Below are 16863 nucleotides of genomic sequence, written 5' to 3'. Positions count from 1 at the left end.
ATGACTCAAGTCGCGAAGAAAATTCTGGTAACGTGCGCGCTGCCGTACGCCAACGGCTCTATCCACCTCGGCCATATGCTGGAGCACATCCAGGCTGATGTCTGGGTCCGTTACCAGCGAATGCGCGGCCACCAGGTTAACTTCATCTGCGCGGACGACGCACACGGTACGCCAATCATGCTGAAAGCACAGCAGCTTGGGATCACGCCAGAGCAGATGATCGGTGAAATGAGTCAGGAGCATCAGACTGATTTTGCGGGTTTTGACATCAGCTATGACAACTACCACTCTACGCACAGCGAAGAGAACCGTGAGCTGTCTGAGCTGATTTATACGCGCCTGAAGGAGAACGGTTTTATTAAGAACCGTACTATCTCCCAGCTTTACGATCCGGAAAAAGGCATGTTCCTGCCGGACCGTTTCGTTAAAGGCACCTGCCCGAAATGTAAATCTCCGGATCAGTATGGCGATAACTGTGAAGTCTGCGGCGCAACCTACAGCCCGACCGAACTTATCGAGCCGAAATCCGTCGTTTCTGGCGCGACGCCGGTAATGCGCGACTCCGAACACTTCTTCTTTGACCTGCCGTCATTCAGCGAGATGCTGCAGGCCTGGACACGCAGCGGCGCGTTGCAGGAGCAGGTCGCCAACAAAATGCAGGAATGGTTCGAATCCGGCCTGCAGCAGTGGGATATTTCCCGCGATGCCCCATACTTCGGTTTTGAAATCCCGGATGCGCCAGGCAAGTACTTCTATGTCTGGCTGGATGCACCAATTGGCTATATGGGTTCGTTCAAAAACCTGTGCGATAAGCGCGGCGACACGACCAGTTTTGATGAGTATTGGAAGAAAGATTCCGACGCCGAGCTGTATCACTTCATCGGTAAAGACATCGTCTACTTCCATAGCCTGTTCTGGCCGGCGATGCTGGAAGGCAGCAACTTCCGTAAGCCGACCAACCTGTTCGTACACGGTTATGTGACTGTAAACGGTGCGAAGATGTCCAAATCTCGCGGTACCTTCATTAAGGCCAGCACCTGGCTGAAGCACTTTGACGCCGACAGCCTGCGTTACTACTACACAGCGAAGCTTTCTTCACGCATTGATGATATCGACCTGAACCTGGAAGACTTCGTTCAGCGTGTAAACGCCGATATCGTCAACAAAGTAGTCAACCTGGCATCACGTAACGCAGGCTTTATCAGCAAGCGTTTTGACGGCGTACTGGCGGCTGAACTGGCCGACCCGGCGTTGTATAAAACCTTCACTGACGCTGCTGCGGTGATTGGCGAAGCATGGGAAAGCCGTGAATTTGGTAAAGCTATCCGTGAAATCATGGCGCTGGCCGATGTGGCAAACCGCTACGTTGACGAACAGGCTCCGTGGGTCGTTGCTAAACAGGAAGGCCGTGATGCCGACCTGCAAGCGATCTGCTCCATGGGTATCAACCTGTTCCGCGTCCTGATGACTTACCTGAAACCGGTTCTGCCAACGCTTGCTGAACGTGTAGAAGCTTTCCTGAACAGCGAGCTGAGCTGGGATGCCATTAAGCAACCGCTGCTCGGTCACAAGGTCAACACCTTTAAGGCGCTCTACAATCGCATCGACATGAAACAAGTTGAAGCGCTGGTGGAAGCGTCGAAAGAAGAAGTGAAGGCCGCTGCCGCACCGGTAACCGGCCCGCTGGCGGATGACCCGATTCAGGAAACCATTACCTTTGACGATTTCGCCAAAGTTGACCTGCGCGTGGCATTGATTGAAAACGCCGAGTTTGTGGAAGGTTCTGACAAACTGCTGCGTCTGACGCTGGATCTCGGTGGCGAGAAGCGTAACGTCTTCTCTGGTATTCGTTCTGCCTATCCGGATCCGCAGACCCTGGTTGGACGTCAGACAATTATGGTTGCTAACCTGGCACCTCGTAAGATGCGCTTCGGCATTTCTGAAGGGATGGTCATGGCGGCAGGTCCTGGCGGGAAAGATATCTTCCTGTTAAGCCCGGACGAAGGCGCAAAACCTGGCCAACAGGTGAAATAAATCAGACATCTCGAGCGCTGCAACTGCAGCGCTTTTTTTGCTGAGTGATTTACCTTTAATCTTAAACACACTCCCCCACTCCATTTTCGGACTGCTTAGCCATCGCTATTAGATTTATTCTATACTGCTCTGCTATTAAGGCCGCCCGGCCCTCATATTCATTGGCGTTATTATTTAGCATTCGATATTCATAAAATGGAGTTTTACATGACAGCGTTACAAAAATTAGTTTCTCTCGCCGTGGCATCGGTTGTGGTTTTTTCTCTGGCGGGTTGTGGTGATAAAGAAGAGACGAAAACATTCAATGCCAATCTTAACGGTTCGGATATCACCGTCTCTTACACCTATAAAGGTGACAAAGTTCTGAAACAAAGCTCCGAAAGTAAAATCAGCTATGCCTCTATCGGTGCCAGCAATAAAGAGGAAGCCGCAAAAGTATTCGATGCGTTAAGCGCCAAATATCAAAATATTGCAGGCGTAGAAGAAAAGCTCACCTATACAGATACCTACGCGCAGGAAAATGTCACTATCGATATGGAAAAAGTCGATATAAAAGCGTTGCAGGCAATTTCCGGGATGAAGCTTTCTGAGAAAGCCGATAAAAATATCAGCATGAAGCAAATGCAAACGGTAATGGAATCGGCGGGTTTTAAAGAGGTGAAATAACATCCTGGCGACCCGATATTCATCGTGGTCGCCAGCGTCGTTTTACGCTTTCGTTTTGTGCACTCGCGACGTCAAACCCCGCAGGAAATAACGCAGAAACTGATCGCCGCATTCGCGATAGTTCTTATGGTCCGGCGCGCGCATCATGGCGGTAATTTCCGGCATCGACACACGAAACTTCTGCTCGGTCATAATGGCCAGAATATCATCGGTTTTCAGCGAAAAGGCGATACGCAGCTTTTTCAGCACCGTATTGTTGTTAACACGACGCTCAAGCGCCAGTTCCGGCGCAGAATCGTCTTTTCCACGCAGATGATAAATCAGACCGTTTAAAAATCCGGAGAGAATGATATCCGGGCAGCGAATAAACCCGGCTTCATCTTCTTTTGTCATCCAGGTATCAAAACCTGCGGAGGTGGATTCCATGTCAGCAAGCGCAAGAATACGCACCATGTCGTTATTGTTCGCTTTCAGGGTGTAGCGCAGGCTACGAAGAATATCGTTACTTAGCATAGAGCCTTCAACTGTCGGTGATGCAATGGCGCGCAGTGTATCAGTTTTACAGTCCAATCGCCTCTTTTAGACTTTTAAGATAGCGGCGACTTACCGGAACTGTCAGCCCGTTGCGTAAAATCAGTTCGGCCTGACCGTTTTCTTCCAGACGGATCTCCCGCAATTGCGCCATATTCACCAGATACTGCCGATGGCAGCGCAGCAAAGGTGTACGGCTTTCCAGCGTTCTGAGCGTCAGTTCGGTGAAACCTTCTTTACCATCGCTGCTGGTCACATACACGCCGCTCATGCGGCTGCTGATAAACGCCACGTCATCCATTTGCAGCAGATAGATTCGGCTGTGGCCGCTGCACGGAATAAACTTCAGCGCCTGCTGATTCTCCGGCAGTAGCGATACATCCTGCTTCGTGCGCTCCTGACGCAAACGGCTCAGCGTTTTTTCCAGTCGCGCCTCTTCAATCGGTTTGAGAAGATAATCAAACGCGTGTTCTTCAAAAGCTTTCACCGCATATTCATCAAACGCAGTAAGGAAAACAATATACGGACGATGCTCAGGATCAAGCATGCCAACCATTTCCAGACCGCTGATACGCGGCATCTGAATATCAAGGAACAGGACATCCGGACGCAGTTTATGTACCGCGCCGATGGCTTCCACCGCATTCGAACATTCGCCGACGATCTCGATGTCGCTTTGCGCCTGCAACAGGATCCGCAGATTCTCCCGCGCTAACGGTTCGTCATCGACAATCAGCACTTTGATCATGCCAGTTCCTCCAGAGGAAGTCGTAAAGTGATTCGGGTAAAGCGGTCAGGTTCACACGCTACGCTGATGCCAAAATCGTCGCCAAACCGCTCGCGCAGTCGTTTATCAACCAGATTCATACCCAATCCGCTGGCCTCAGACGTTGGCTGATACAACCCGGCGTTATCTTCAATATCCAGCATCAGATACTGCCCTTCACGGCGGGCGGTAATCGACACTTCGCCGGTATCCAGTAGCTGAGAGGTACCGTGCTTAATGGCATTCTCCACAATAGGTTGTAGGGTAAAGGCAGGTAATTGCTGATACGAAAGCGCATCTGGCACCGTCAAAGTCACCTGCAGGCGCGACTGAAATCGCGCCTTTTCAATTTGCAGATAGGCATTAACGTGCTCAATTTCATCAGCCAGCGTCACAATCTCCGACGGACGTTTTAAGTTTTTGCGAAAGAACGTCGACAGATACTGCACCAGTTGGCTGGCCTGCTCGCTATCACGTCGGATCACGGCTTTGATGGTGTTGAGCGCATTAAACAAAAAATGGGGGTTCACCTGTGCATGCAGGAGTTTGATTTCCGACTGCGTGAGCATCGCTTTTTGCCGCTCATACTGCCCGGCCAGAATCTGCGCCGAAAGCAGTTGAGCGATCCCTTCCCCCAGCGTGCGGTTGATCGAGCTAAAGAGGCGGTTTTTGGCTTCATACAGTTTGATGGTCCCCATCACTCGCTGGTTTTCACCCCGCAAAGGGATCACCAGCGTCGAGCCTAATTTGCATTGCGGGTGCAAAGAGCAGCGGTAAGGGACTTCATTCCCATCGGCATACACCACCTCTCCGGTTTCTATCGCCCGTTGGGTGTACGACGACGAAATAGGTTTTCCGGGTAGATGGTGATCGTCACCAATGCCGGTAAATGCCAGCAGCTTCTCACGGTCGGTAATTGCCACAGCACCGATATCCAGCTCTTCATACAGCACCTGAGCGACCTTCATGCTGTTAACCTCGTTGAATCCCTGGCGCAAAATACCCTCTGTTGAGGCGGCAACTTTGAGCGCAGTGGCGGAAAAAGCAGAGGTATATTTTTCAAACATCGCCCGTTTATCGAGCAAAATACGCATAAATAAGGCTGCACCCACGGTATTCGTCACCATCATCGGCGCGGCGATATTACTGACCAGCCGAAACGCATCGTCAAACGGCCGGGCGATTAACAAGATGATCAGCATCTGCACCAGTTCGGCGACAAAAGTAATGGCACCCGCGGTCAGTGGACTAAAGACTTTATCGGTACGGCCACGACGGGTGAGCACGCTGTGCACCAGCCCGCCGAGCAAACCTTCGACAATGGTCGAAATCATGCAACTGAGCGCCGTCATTCCGCCCATTGAATAACGATGTAAGCCACCGGTTAGGCCGACCAAACCGCCGACCACCGGGCCGCCAAGCAGCCCGCCCATCACCGCGCCGATAGCACGGGTATTAGCAATAGAATCATCAATGTGCAGCCCGAAATAGGTGCCCAAAATGCAGAAAATGGAAAAGGTAACGTAGCAAAGCAGCTTGTGCGGGAGCCGGATCGTGACCTGCATCAGCGGGATAAACAAACGCGTTTTGCTCATGAGCCACGCGATAACGAGAAACACACACATCTGCTGAAGCAGCAGCAACACCAGATTAAACTCGTACATACCTGCCAACCACACATCACTTAAAAGCGCGTAACATACATGGGCTGCGCGTAACTTTCTTTGAAGTGTTGCAAAAAAAAAGGAATTTGTGAGAACGATCACTCGAAAGCGCGAGCATGACTACAAATTCACCCATTTGTTGATCAAAAAACAGACAAAACTACCTGGTTCGCAAAAGAGCGTCTAAAGTAAAACTGGGACCTCGCGAGCATAAGTGAGACGACGATGGCGCTTTACACAATAGGTGAAGTGGCTTTGCTTTGTGATATCAACCCTGTCACTTTACGCGCGTGGCAGAGGCGTTACGGATTACTGAAACCGCAGCGAACAGACGGCGGGCATCGCCTGTTTAACGACGCGGATATCGACCGGATCCGTGAGATAAAACGCTGGATAAATAACGGCGTTCAGGTCAGTAAGGTAAAAATGTTGCTCAGCAATGAGAACATTGATGTGCATAACGGCTGGCGCGAACAGCAAGAGACGCTGTTGAGCTATTTGCAAAGTAATAATCTGCATAGCCTCAGGATGTGGATCAAAGAGCGCGGTCAGGATTATCCCGCACAAACGCTCAACACCCATTTGTTCATTCCGTTACGCCGCCGCCTGCAATGTCAGCAGCCGATCCTGCAGGCGTTACTGGGGATCCTCGACGGTGTCCTCATCAACTACATCGCGATTTGTCTGGCCTCGGCGCGCAAGAAACAGGGTAAAGATGCCCTGGTTGTCGGCTGGAACATTCATGATACCACTCGCTTATGGCTGGAGGGTTGGGTAGCCAGCCAGCAGGGATGGCGCGTTGACGTCCTCGCCCACTCGCTAAACCAATTGCGACCGGAACTGTTTGAAGGGCGAACCTTACTGGTCTGGTGCGGCGAAAGCCAAACGCCCACTCAGCAGCAACAACTGAACGAATGGCGCGCGTTAGGTCACGATATTTATCCACTCGGTATTTAAAGCCAACCAGGATCGGCTCTTAATATTCTGTTAACAAACGTGTACAATCCTTAGATTCACATAAGGAGTGCATAATGAGCGCAGCTAAAATCGGTGTCATCACCCTCTTCCTGCTGATGGCCATCGGCGGTATCGGCGGCGTCATGCTGGCAGGCTACACATTCATTTTACGTGCCGGGTAAGGTGGCTCGCTAATCGCTCAAACCCGCGGTCAACTATCACCGCAGCCAGCGCGACCAGCAGCGCCCCCTGAATCACATAGGCGGTATTGAACCCGCTCAGCCCGATGATAATCGGCGTGCCCAACGTGTTCGCCCCGACGGTTGAGGCTATCGTAGCGGTGCCGATATTAATAATCACCGACGTGCGAATTCCCGCCAGAATAACCGGTGCCGCCAGCGGCAACTCCACTTTCCGCAGCCGCTGGCCCTGACTCATGCCCATTCCGCTGGCAATATCCATCACGCTGGGAGAAATTCCGCCGAGTCCTGCCAGAGTTGCCTGCAAGATTGGTAACACGCCATACAAAATCAGCGCGATAATCGCGGGTTCAAGCCCAAACCCCATCACCGGTACGGCGATCGCCAGCACGGCGACCGGAGGAAATGTCTGCCCCACGGCGGCAATCGTTTCCACCATCGGCCTGAATTCCGCGCCCCAGGGCCGGGTTACCGCTATTCCCGCTCCGGTGCCAATGATGACGGCAATAAGGCTTGAAATCCCCACCAACGCAAAATGACTCAACGCCAGCGCCGTAAAACTTTCCTGCTGATACACGGGACGCGGCAGCGCCGGAAATAGCGAGCTAAACAGGGCCTGACTGTGGGGCAATCCCACCAACAGGATCAGAAACAGCGCAACAAGCCATAGCAATGGATCAGCAAGACGTTTCACGGGTCGGCGTCTCCGAAAGCAAATCGCGAAAATGAAGCGTCCCGCAGGGCAACCCCTGCGGCGTCACGACCGGCAAGACGTCGCAGCCACGCGCCACGAACACCGACAATGCATCACGTAGCGTCATCTCATCCACCAGCGGCTCGCCGTCTGAGTGTTCGCCGCGACGGATAAAATCCCCTACCGTACGCAGCGACAACAGCCTTACGCCCAGTTCACTGCGGCCAAAAAAAGTTTGCACGAAATCATTCGCTGGCGCAGTGAGCATCGACAACGGCGTGCCTTGCTTCACAACTTTTCCCGCATCCATCAAAATCAGATGCTCCGCCAGTCTCAGCGCCTCGTCGATATCATGCGTCACCAGCACAATGGTACGTCCCAACAAGCGGTGGATACGCGTCATCTCCTGCTGCAGCGCGCCGCGGGTGACCGGGTCCAGCGCGCCAAAAGGCTCATCCATCAGTAGCACCTGCGGATCTGCCGCCAACGCTCGCGCAACCCCAACCCGCTGCTGTTGTCCACCGGAAAGCTGATGCGGATAACGGTGACGCAAACTCGCCTCGAGGCCCAGCAGCGCCATTAGTTCATCTGTTCGGTCATCAATACGTGAACGTGACCACTTTTGCAGCTGCGGTACGGTGGCAATATTCTGCGCGACAGTCCAGTGGGGAAATAAACCAATAGACTGAATCGCGTACCCCATGCGCCGTCGTAACTCCAGCACCGGCAGGCTGCGGATCTCCTCCCCGGCGAAACGGATCTGCCCGCTGTCATGTTCAACCAGCCGGTTGATCATCTTTAGCGTGGTAGACTTGCCCGAACCTGACGTGCCAATTAATACCGAAAAGCTGCCCTCTCCTAACTGGAGGTTCAGGTCATCGACGGCTTTTTGCTGGCCATAGGTTTTACTGACATGGCGAAATTCAATCATTATTCGATACCTTTAGCAGCGCGATCCCTAAATCAAACAGCGCATCAATCAACACAGCCAGCACAACGACCGGGATCACACCCAACAGCACTAAATCAACGGCGCTACTGAGCAATCCCTGAAAGACCAGCGCGCCAAATCCCCCTGCACCAATCAGCGCGGCTATCACCGCCATTCCCACCGTCTGGACCATCACCACTCGCAAACTGCGCAAGAAGACCGGCAACGCCAGTGGAAACTGCACCGAGATAAATCGCTGACGCGCGCTCATCCCCATCGCCCGGGCGCTTTCAAGTACATCGCGTGGAACCTGATTCAATCCAGCCACTACGCCGCGAACCAGCGGTAAGAGCGCATACAGCACTAACGCAATAAGCGCAGGCGTCAGACCGGTTCCCGCTACGCCAAGCGAACCCAGCAAGGGAAAGTGCTTCACCAGTCCGGCAAGCGGCGCAATTAACAGGCCAAACAGCGCGACGGAGGGAATAGTCTGGATAATGTTCAGTACCGCGAATACTGGCCCCTGACGGGAGACAGAAAAAGTACACCAGACACCCAGCGGCACGCTAATGAGCAGCGCGGGCACCACGGTAGCGAACAGAATCGTCAGATGCTGCGCCAGAGCGTCGTTAAAGACATCCTGGCGATTGGCATATTCTTTAAGCAGAGAAAGATCGTTAAACGTACCGGAGAGCAGTAACACCAGCGGCAAAATGAATATTTGTGCGTGCAATAACCAACGCCACGACGCCCGTTCGGTGATGCGACGAATGGCGTCACTGGCTGCCAGCAGCATCAATCCCAGCCCTAACCAGAACCCGCTGCCCAGGCTGGTTCTGGCCAGCGGGCTACCCGTCTGAGCCAGATACGTTGCCGTTGTGCCGGCGATGACCAGCGCCGCAATCACCAACAGTTGGCTAACGATAAGCGTCAATATATTGCCGGATTTTCCCGGTACAAAGCACAGAAGAAACAGCAGCACACAGGCCGCCGCTAATCCCCACGCCATGTCGGGTTGGATATCCCAGAGTTGACGCCCTTCACCGGAAACCAGGCGATTGGGAGCATAGCTAATGAAAGGAAGCGCTGCCGCCGCGATGGTAAGAAACACCAGCAGCAACAGCACCCGATTTACTGAAATATTCGACAAAACACCCACCTGCTGCAAACTCCGTTACTTCACCCATCCTTTTTGCTTCAGGTAGTCTGCTGCGACTTTTTTCGCATCCAGCCCCTCCACGGCGATACTGGCATTCAGCCGTTGCAGCGTTTTTTCATCCAGGCTGGCAAATACCGGTTGTAGCCATTCTGCCATTTGCGGGTAGTCCTGCAGCACCGATTCACGCACAACGGGCGCTGGCGCATAAATGGGCTGTACGCCTTGCGGATCGCTTAATGTTTGCAGACCGAGCGCCGCAACCGGACCATCGGTACCGTAGGCCATCGCTGCATTGACCCCTGAGGTCTGCTGCGCCGCCGCTTTAATCGTCACCGCGGTATCCCCCCCCGCCAGCGACAACAGCTGATTCTGATTCAGTTTGAAACCATAGGTTTTTTCAAAGGCAGGCAGCGCGTCAGCCCGTTCGATAAATTCCGCAGAGGCGGCAAGTTTGAACGTCCCCCCGTCTTTCAGGTAACGGCCTAAATCGGCAAGGGACTCAAGCTTATTCTTTTGCGCGACATCCTGGCGAACCGCAATGGTCCAGGTGTTGTTGGCGGGCGCAGGCGTTAGCCAGATCAGCTTATTTTGCTCTGCGTCCAGCTTTTTCACTTTGTCATAACCGGCCTGCGCATTTTTCCATGCAGGATCATTCTCATCTTTAAAAAAGAATGCGCCATTGCCGGTATATTCCGGATAAATATCCAGTTCACCAGAGGTGATTGCCCCACGCACCACCGGAGTGGTACCCAGCTGTACTTTATTAACGGTTTTCACGCCGTGACTTTCGAGCACCTGCAAAATAATGTTGCCGAGCAGCGCCCCTTCGGTATCTATTTTTGAACCGACCGTGACGGGTGACGCGGCCTGTAAGGGCAAGCTGATCGCGGCTAATAACGCCAGCGAACCCACCCAAACTTTTGAAATTATCATGCTGCACTCCTCATTCTTTTACGGCCCTTTTCAGAGACTTGAGGAAAAAGCATAGTCGAAAAATCAAGCCTTAACCTGGCAATTGGGTAGTAACACTGAGAGTTACTCGCGGTAAGGCGATAATACAATAAAAAAAATCCGGCAAACCCAAAGTGAGTTTACCGGATGGTACGATTTCGCGGGCCTGATAAGCGTCACGCTATCAGGCATGATATCAATTACAGCAGTTCAAATTCGCCCTGCTTCACTCTGGCAGAATCCACGCCGATAAAGACGTTGAATTTGCCCGGTTCGGCATCGTATTGCATACGCTGGTTCCAGAATTTCAGCGCTTCAACATCAATTGGGAAGCTAACGGTTTGGGTTTCACCCGGCTTAAGATTCACCTTCTCAAAACCTTTCAGCTGCTTTACCGGACGACTCATTGAAGCGGTAACATCCTGCAAATACAGCTGAATCACCGTCGCACCTTCGCGTTTGCCGGTATTGGTCACCTGCACGCTGGCCGTCACGGTCCCGTCACGCTTCATCGTCGGAGAAGAGAGTTTCACATCAGAAACCGTGAATGTGGTGTAGCTCAGGCCATAGCCAAAGGGATACAACGGACCGTTCGCTTCGTCAAAGTAGCGCGACGTGTACTTATTCGGCTTATCGGCATTATACGGGCGACCGGTATTAAGATGGCTGTAATAGACCGGGATCTGTCCGACAGAGCGCGGGAAAGACATCGGCAACTTGCCTGACGGGTTGTAATCGCCAAACAGCACGTCGGCGATGGCGTTACCGCCTTCCGTCCCGGCAAACCAGGTTTCGAGGATCGCATCGGCCTGTTGATCTTCCTTAACCAGAGCCAGCGGACGACCGTTCATCAGTACCAGAACCAGCGGTTTACCCGTGGCTTTCAGCGCGGTAATCAGGTCACGCTGACTCTGCGGAATGGTGATATCGGTGCGGCTGGAGGCTTCATGCGCCATTCCCTGCGCTTCACCAACTACCGCGACGACCACGTCAGACTGCTTCGCGGCGTTAACGGCTTCATCAATCATCGCCTGCGGCGAACGCGGGTCAACCTTCACCGCCTCTTCATACTGGTTGAGGAAGTCGACAATGCCTTTGTCGTTGGTGATGTTCGCCCCTTTGGCGTATACCACTTTGCCCTGCTCGCCGATGGCATTTTTAATCCCCGTCAGCACCGTTACTGACTGATCGGCAACCCCGGCAGCAGACCAACTGCCCATCACATCACGCTTGCTGTCGGCCAGCGGGCCGACAACCGCTACGGTAGCGGATTTTTTCAGCGGCAATGTTTCCAGACGGTTTTTCAGCAGCACCAGGCTTTCACGTGCCACTTCACGCGCCTCTTTGCGGTGCAAACGGCTTTCCGCGTTGGTGTCCTGCGGGTCAGATTCTTTGGCCCCCAGATGGCTGTACGGATCGTTAAACAGCCCCATATCATATTTCACGTTCAGCACATGACGCGCAGCGTCGTCCAGCTCCGCCATCGTCACCTTACCTGACTTAATCAACCCCGGCAGGTATTTGCTGTAATACTCATCGCTCATGCTCATGTTGATGCCGGACTTGATCGCCACACGCACCGCATCTTCAGGATCGGCGGCGGTACCGTGCTTAATCAGTTCCTTAATCGCGCCGTGATCGGAAACGGTAATGCCCTTAAAGCCCCACTCATCGCGCAGCACGTCTTTTAACAGCCATGCATCCGAAGTCGCCGGCGTGCCGTTCAGCGAATTAAGCCCCACCATCACCGCACCGCTACCGGCGTCCAGTCCGGCTTTGTACGGTGGCATATAGTCGTTGAACAAACGCTGCGGGCTCATATCGACAGTGTTGTATTCCTTGCCGCCTTCAACCGCGCCATAGGCGGCATAGTGCTTGACGCTGGTCATCACCGAATAGCGATCGGCCGGGCTTTTACCCTGCATCGCTTCCACCATGGTTTTGCCCATCGTGGCGGTCAAATACGTATCTTCGCCAAACCCTTCCGAGGCGCGGCCCCAGCGCGGATCGCGCGAGACATCGACCATCGGTGCCCAGGTCATATTCAGACCATCATCGGCAGCTTCATACGCAGACACTCGACCAACGGTTCTGACCGCATCAAGATTAAAGGAGGACGCCAGACCGAGGCTTATCGGGAATACGGTACGCTGACCGTGCAATACGTCGTAGGCAAAAAAGAGAGGGATTTTCAGGCGGCTGAGATCCATCACCTGATCCTGCATTTTGCGGATATCCTGGCGCGTGACGGTGTTAAAAATTGCCCCAACCTGCCCGTCTTTGATCATCTCGCGGATGGCTTCTTTCGGGTTATCAGGCCCGACGCTTATCAAACGCAGTTGCCCAATCTTCTCATCTACGGTCATCTGCTTGAGTAAATCGGTAACGAAGGCATCCCGCGCCTCTGGCGTCAGTGGATGGTTACCAAACAGAGTGTCCGCCAACGCTGGTTGCAATGCCAGACTCACCGCGACACCTACAGAACATAGCCATTTCATGTTGATTCTCTCTTTATTTTTTCCCGACGAGGCAGCGAAAATATAACAAAAACCGCAGTTTGCCGTAAGACTAAACGGGAGCGATAAAGAAAGCTAAGGTTATTCTCCTAATTTTCGAAACCAGCGCGAATCAGTAAAAGACGAACCAGAGACAATATGAATGAGAAAGCGTATTGTCATACAAAGCGCTATGCTTGTTCCTGATATTGAGTCCCACCACAAGGAGTGGAGAATGTCTTCCATTACAACAGATAATAAAGCTTTCCTGAATGAACTGACCCGTCTGGTGGGTCATTCACACCTGCTGACAGAACCTGCTAAAACCGCCCGCTATCGCAAGGGATTCCGCTCCGGCCAGGGCGATGCGCTTGCCGTCGTGTTCCCCGGGTCGCTTTTAGAACTGTGGCGCGTTTTGAGCGCCTGCGTCGCCGCGGATAAAATTATCCTGATGCAGGCCGCTAACACCGGCTTGACCGAAGGGTCTACGCCGAGCGGTAATGATTACGACCGCGAGATTGTCATTATCAGCACCCTGCGTCTTGATAAGCTGCACGTCATCGGCAAAGGTGAACAGGTGCTGGCCTATCCAGGAACCACGCTCTATTCGCTGGAAAAAGCGCTCAAACCGTTTGGCCGTGAACCGCATTCGGTAATCGGATCTTCCTGTATCGGCGCTTCGGTTATCGGTGGCATTTGCAACAACTCCGGCGGCTCGCTGGTACAGCGCGGCCCGGCATACACGGAGATGTCGCTGTTTGCGCGTATTGATGAACAGGGAAAATTACAGCTGGTTAACCATCTGGGTATCGAGCTGGGCCAGACCCCGGAGCAGATCCTGAGCAAACTGGATGACGAGCGTATTAGAGATGACGATGTTCGCCACGACGGACGTCACGCGCACGATCATGACTACGTTACCCGCGTCAGAGATATCGACGCGGACACGCCCGCACGCTATAACGCCGACCCGGATCGCTTGTTTGAATCGTCCGGTTGTGCAGGCAAGCTCGCGGTCTTTGCCGTGCGTCTGGACACCTTCGAAGCCGAAAAAAACCAGCAGGTCTTTTACATCGGCACCAACCAGCCAGAGGTGCTGACGGAGATCCGCCGTCATATTCTGGCAAAATTCGAGCATCTGCCGGTCGCCGGTGAATATATGCACCGCGATATTTACGATATCGCTGAGCAATACGGCAAAGATACGTTTCTGATGATCGACAAGCTCGGCACCGACAAAATGCCGTTCTTCTTCACCCTGAAAGGCCGCACCGATGCGATGCTGGAAAAAGTGAAAATTTTCCGTCCTCACTTCACCGACCGGGCAATGCAGAAATTTGGTCATTTGTTCCCCAGCCACTTACCGGCGCGCATGAAAAGCTGGCGCGATAAATACGAGCATCACCTGCTGTTAAAAATGGCCGGTGGCGGCGTGGCTGAAGCCCAAAACTGGCTAAGCGAGTATTTCAAAACCGCTGAAGGCGACTTCTTTGCCTGTACGGCGGAAGAAGGCAGCAAGGCGTTCTTGCATCGCTTTGCGGCGGCTGGCGCGGCTATTCGTTATCAGGCCGTGCATGCGGATGAGGTGGAAGATATTCTGGCGCTGGATATCGCGCTGCGCCGTAACGACACCGAATGGTACGAGCATCTGCCTCCAGAGATCGACAGTCAACTGGTGCACAAACTCTATTACGGTCACTTTATGTGTTACGTTTTCCATCAGGATTACATCGTGAAAAAAGGCGTGGATGCGCATGCGCTCAAAGAGCAGATGCTGGAACTCCTGCGCGAGCGTGGGGCGCAGTATCCGGCAGAGCATAACGTCGGGCATCTGTATCAGGCGCCGGAAACCTTGACCCGTTTTTACCGTGAGAATGACCCCACCAACAGTATGAATCCGGGTATTGGGAAAACGAGTAAGCAGAAGTTCTGGAAAGAATCGTAAACCTGAAAAAGATAAGCGCTACCGGGCATGTTGCCGGGGCGCTTCGCTTGCCCGGCCTACTGCTACATTCGCTATGCGTAGGCCGGATAAGACATCTTATTTAATCGTTCTGTGCGGTTTGCTCGCCCTTCGCCGAACCTGCCGCCGCCATCTGCGCAGCTTTTTGCTTTTTATAGCTCAGCGCCGCCGCCGGAACCGGCATCACCTTGCCCGTTTCAATCCAGGTACGTAAACGGCTGGCATCGGCAAAGTGAGTATATTTGCCAAAGGCATCCATCACCACCAGCGCCACCGGTTTGTTGTTAATCACCGTGCGCATCACCAGACAGTGGCCTGCCGCATTGGTAAACCCGGTTTTCGTTAACTGAATATTCCAGTTATCGCGGTATACCAGATGGTTGGTGTTACGAAACGGCAGCGTATACGCAGGGTTGGCAAACGTCGCCATATCTTCACGCGTAGTACTTAACTGGCCGATCAGCGGATACTGTTTGCTGGCGATCAGCAGCTTGGTTAAGTCACGGGCGGTCGAGACATTGTGAATCGACAAGCCAGTGGGTTCCACAAAGCGTGTCTGAGTCATGCCGAGCGCTTTCGCTTTGGCATTCATGGCTTTGATAAACGCGTTGTATCCGCCCGGGTAATGATGCGCCAGGCTCGCCGCCGCGCGGTTTTCTGATGACATCAGCGCCAACAGTAACATGTCTTTACGGCTGATTTCGCTGTTCAGTCGTACGCGAGAGTAAATGCCTTTCATCTCCGGCGTCTGGCTAATATCGACTTTCAGCTTTTCATTCAGCGGCAGTCGTGCATCAAGCACCACCATCGCCGTCATTAATTTGGTAATCGACGCAATCGGACGCACAAGGTCCGGGTGGTTCGAATAGATAACTTTGTTGGTATTCAGATCAACGATCATCGCGCTACCGGACGCTATCTCAGGTTGAGAAGCCGCTGCGGTAGTTGCCGTTTTCGCCACGGCTTGGGGTGCAAAAGGAACGGCCAGCACCAGGGCAAGGCTTAATAATGAAACTCGGAATTTCAGCATGATGAGATTTCTGATAATGGTTCACGCACGTCACAACGCACACCGCCAGAGATTAAGTATTATCTCAAGCTAGCTCAGGCATCATAGCGATCCGGCAGGTTTGCTGCCACAGGAGAATCGTCTCGAAATGCTGCGTTGCTGACTTTTACGTCAACAACGCAGCGTAGACAGGTTTATCCGTCAGAATAACCGATAGCCGTAACCCCACAGGATTACCGTAATAGCCAGCAGAACCTCCAGTACCAGCACACCGATTGCCAGCGTCGAACTGGAAAAACTCAACCCTTCCTCACGAGTGATATTCAGGAACGTCGGAATACCGAGATAAAGTAAATAACCGGTGTAAAACAGCGCGAGAGTCCCGACTAATGCGCACAGCCAGACCAGCGGATAAAGTGCGACCAGCCCGCTTAAAAACAGCGGCGTCGCGACATATCCGGCAAAGACCATACAATGCGCCAGCGACGGACGCTGCGGGTAGTTACGCGCCATCCACCAGATAACCCGGCCCATGACGGCAACGCCCGCCAGCATCACCCCGTAAAACAGAATCGCCATTGCAAATCCAGTCAACAGGGATAATTTCAGGATATTGCCATCGCCAAAATCCCAGCCGATTTGTGTGGTACCGATGAACGCACAAACAACCGGGATTGCCGCCATCAGCAGTACATGGTGGGTATAGTGATGCGAAACGCTTTCGTTTTCGCTGTTGATCACATGCATTTCACGATCGGGATGGGAAAACAGCCCCCAGACATGGTTCATACCGCCCCCTTCTTGTCAGCTCCGGACCTCAACAGTTCAAGTATAATTCAGCTT

General features: G+C 53.0%; 15 protein-coding genes. 5 read left to right on the top strand and 10 right to left on the bottom strand.

Features of this window, described 5'->3' with window-relative positions; genetic code table 11:
- Nucleotides 1-2034 (top strand): methionine--tRNA ligase, encoded by a 2034-nt coding sequence (metG, locus tag HV243_RS08765; protein ID WP_016156963.1) that lies wholly within the window; start codon nt 1-3, stop codon nt 2032-2034.
- Between the two features lie 207 nt (nt 2035-2241).
- The gene (locus HV243_RS08760; protein ID WP_047416218.1) at nt 2242-2700 is read left to right on the top strand and encodes a YehR family lipoprotein; all 459 of its coding nucleotides are present in this window, start codon (nt 2242-2244) and stop codon (nt 2698-2700) included.
- Between the two features lie 42 nt (nt 2701-2742).
- On the opposite strand, the gene HV243_RS08755 is transcribed toward HV243_RS08760, so the two are convergent.
- From HV243_RS08755 to HV243_RS08745, 3 genes are read right to left on the bottom strand one after another with little or no spacing between them, the layout of a single operon-like run.
- Nucleotides 2743-3213, bottom strand: coding sequence for a DUF1456 family protein (locus HV243_RS08755; protein WP_016153689.1), 471 nt, complete (start codon nt 3211-3213; stop codon nt 2743-2745).
- A 46-nt stretch (nt 3214-3259) separates the two neighbouring features.
- Nucleotides 3260-3979, bottom strand: coding sequence for a two-component system response regulator BtsR (btsR, locus tag HV243_RS08750; RefSeq protein WP_016153690.1), 720 nt, complete (start codon nt 3977-3979; stop codon nt 3260-3262).
- Nucleotides 3976-5661 carry a sensor histidine kinase gene (locus tag HV243_RS08745; RefSeq protein ID WP_016153691.1) on the bottom strand — a complete coding sequence of 562 codons (1686 nt, stop codon included), beginning with the start codon at nt 5659-5661 and terminating at the stop codon, nt 3976-3978. The genes btsR and HV243_RS08745 overlap by 4 nt, the downstream gene beginning before the upstream one ends.
- 225 nt (nt 5662-5886) lie before the next feature.
- On the opposite strand from HV243_RS08745, the gene mlrA reads away from it, so the two are divergent.
- On the top strand, nt 5887-6618 hold the full coding sequence (mlrA, locus tag HV243_RS08740) for an HTH-type transcriptional regulator MlrA (RefSeq protein WP_053388832.1): 732 nt from the start codon (nt 5887-5889) through the stop codon (nt 6616-6618).
- Nucleotides 6619-6692: 74 nt separating this feature from the next.
- Complete coding sequence (locus tag HV243_RS08735) at nt 6693-6800, top strand: protein YohO (protein WP_003027354.1); 108 nt, start codon at nt 6693-6695, stop codon at nt 6798-6800.
- On the opposite strand, the gene HV243_RS08730 is transcribed toward HV243_RS08735, so the two are convergent.
- The 5 genes from HV243_RS08730 to bglX form a co-directional block, all read right to left on the bottom strand.
- Nucleotides 6781-7512, bottom strand: a complete 732-nt coding sequence (locus HV243_RS08730) for an ABC transporter permease (protein WP_016156966.1) — start codon at nt 7510-7512, stop codon at nt 6781-6783. The two genes, HV243_RS08735 and HV243_RS08730, sit on opposite strands and share 20 nt — an antisense overlap.
- Nucleotides 7496-8443 carry an ABC transporter ATP-binding protein gene (locus tag HV243_RS08725; RefSeq protein WP_016153694.1) on the bottom strand — a complete coding sequence of 316 codons (948 nt, stop codon included), beginning with the start codon at nt 8441-8443 and terminating at the stop codon, nt 7496-7498. The genes HV243_RS08730 and HV243_RS08725 overlap by 17 nt, the downstream gene beginning before the upstream one ends.
- The gene (locus HV243_RS08720; RefSeq protein ID WP_053388863.1) at nt 8436-9602 is read right to left on the bottom strand and encodes an ABC transporter permease; all 1167 of its coding nucleotides are present in this window, start codon (nt 9600-9602) and stop codon (nt 8436-8438) included. Before HV243_RS08720 ends, HV243_RS08725 begins: the two co-directional genes overlap by 8 nt.
- Before the next feature lie 15 nt (nt 9603-9617).
- The gene (locus HV243_RS08715; RefSeq protein WP_047500997.1) at nt 9618-10535 is read right to left on the bottom strand and encodes an ABC transporter substrate-binding protein; all 918 of its coding nucleotides are present in this window, start codon (nt 10533-10535) and stop codon (nt 9618-9620) included.
- A 218-nt stretch (nt 10536-10753) separates the two neighbouring features.
- Nucleotides 10754-13051, bottom strand: a complete 2298-nt coding sequence (gene bglX, locus HV243_RS08710) for a beta-glucosidase BglX (protein ID WP_049269040.1) — start codon at nt 13049-13051, stop codon at nt 10754-10756.
- A 232-nt stretch (nt 13052-13283) separates the two neighbouring features.
- On the opposite strand from bglX, the gene dld reads away from it, so the two are divergent.
- Complete coding sequence (gene dld, locus HV243_RS08705; RefSeq protein ID WP_016153698.1) at nt 13284-14993, top strand: D-lactate dehydrogenase; 1710 nt, start codon at nt 13284-13286, stop codon at nt 14991-14993.
- Between the two features lie 100 nt (nt 14994-15093).
- On the opposite strand, the gene pbpG is transcribed toward dld, so the two are convergent.
- Both pbpG and HV243_RS08695 read right to left on the bottom strand, forming a co-directional pair.
- Entirely contained in the window at nt 15094-16041 is a 948-nt protein-coding gene (gene pbpG, locus HV243_RS08700; RefSeq protein WP_016153699.1) for a D-alanyl-D-alanine endopeptidase, read from the bottom strand.
- A gap of 180 nt (nt 16042-16221) precedes the next feature.
- On the bottom strand, nt 16222-16809 hold the full coding sequence (locus tag HV243_RS08695) for a Yip1 family protein (RefSeq protein ID WP_016153700.1): 588 nt from the start codon (nt 16807-16809) through the stop codon (nt 16222-16224).
- Nucleotides 16810-16863: the final 54 nt, after the last annotated feature.

The organism is Citrobacter sp. RHBSTW-00599 (assembly GCF_013784065.1).
Lineage (GTDB): Bacteria > Pseudomonadota > Gammaproteobacteria > Enterobacterales > Enterobacteriaceae > Citrobacter > Citrobacter braakii.
The sequence above is the reverse complement of the archived record's forward strand: the minus strand, read 5'-3'. Positions and strand labels throughout refer to the sequence as shown.

Coding starts and splice junctions, on each gene's coding strand:
- metG (WP_016156963.1), top strand. CDS start 1: ATGACTCAAGTCGCGAAGAAAATTCTGGTAACGTGCGCGCTGCCGTAC.
- HV243_RS08760 (WP_047416218.1), top strand. CDS start 2,242: ATGACAGCGTTACAAAAATTAGTTTCTCTCGCCGTGGCATCGGTTGTG.
- HV243_RS08755 (WP_016153689.1), bottom strand. CDS start 3,213: ATGCTAAGTAACGATATTCTTCGTAGCCTGCGCTACACCCTGAAAGCG.
- btsR (WP_016153690.1), bottom strand. CDS start 3,979: ATGATCAAAGTGCTGATTGTCGATGACGAACCGTTAGCGCGGGAGAAT.
- HV243_RS08745 (WP_016153691.1), bottom strand. CDS start 5,661: ATGTACGAGTTTAATCTGGTGTTGCTGCTGCTTCAGCAGATGTGTGTG.
- mlrA (WP_053388832.1), top strand. CDS start 5,887: ATGGCGCTTTACACAATAGGTGAAGTGGCTTTGCTTTGTGATATCAAC.
- HV243_RS08735 (WP_003027354.1), top strand. CDS start 6,693: ATGAGCGCAGCTAAAATCGGTGTCATCACCCTCTTCCTGCTGATGGCC.
- HV243_RS08725 (WP_016153694.1), bottom strand. CDS start 8,443: ATGATTGAATTTCGCCATGTCAGTAAAACCTATGGCCAGCAAAAAGCC.
- HV243_RS08715 (WP_047500997.1), bottom strand. CDS start 10,535: ATGATAATTTCAAAAGTTTGGGTGGGTTCGCTGGCGTTATTAGCCGCG.
- bglX (WP_049269040.1), bottom strand. CDS start 13,051: ATGAAATGGCTATGTTCTGTAGGTGTCGCGGTGAGTCTGGCATTGCAA.
- dld (WP_016153698.1), top strand. CDS start 13,284: ATGTCTTCCATTACAACAGATAATAAAGCTTTCCTGAATGAACTGACC.
- pbpG (WP_016153699.1), bottom strand. CDS start 16,041: ATGCTGAAATTCCGAGTTTCATTATTAAGCCTTGCCCTGGTGCTGGCC.
- HV243_RS08695 (WP_016153700.1), bottom strand. CDS start 16,809: ATGAACCATGTCTGGGGGCTGTTTTCCCATCCCGATCGTGAAATGCAT.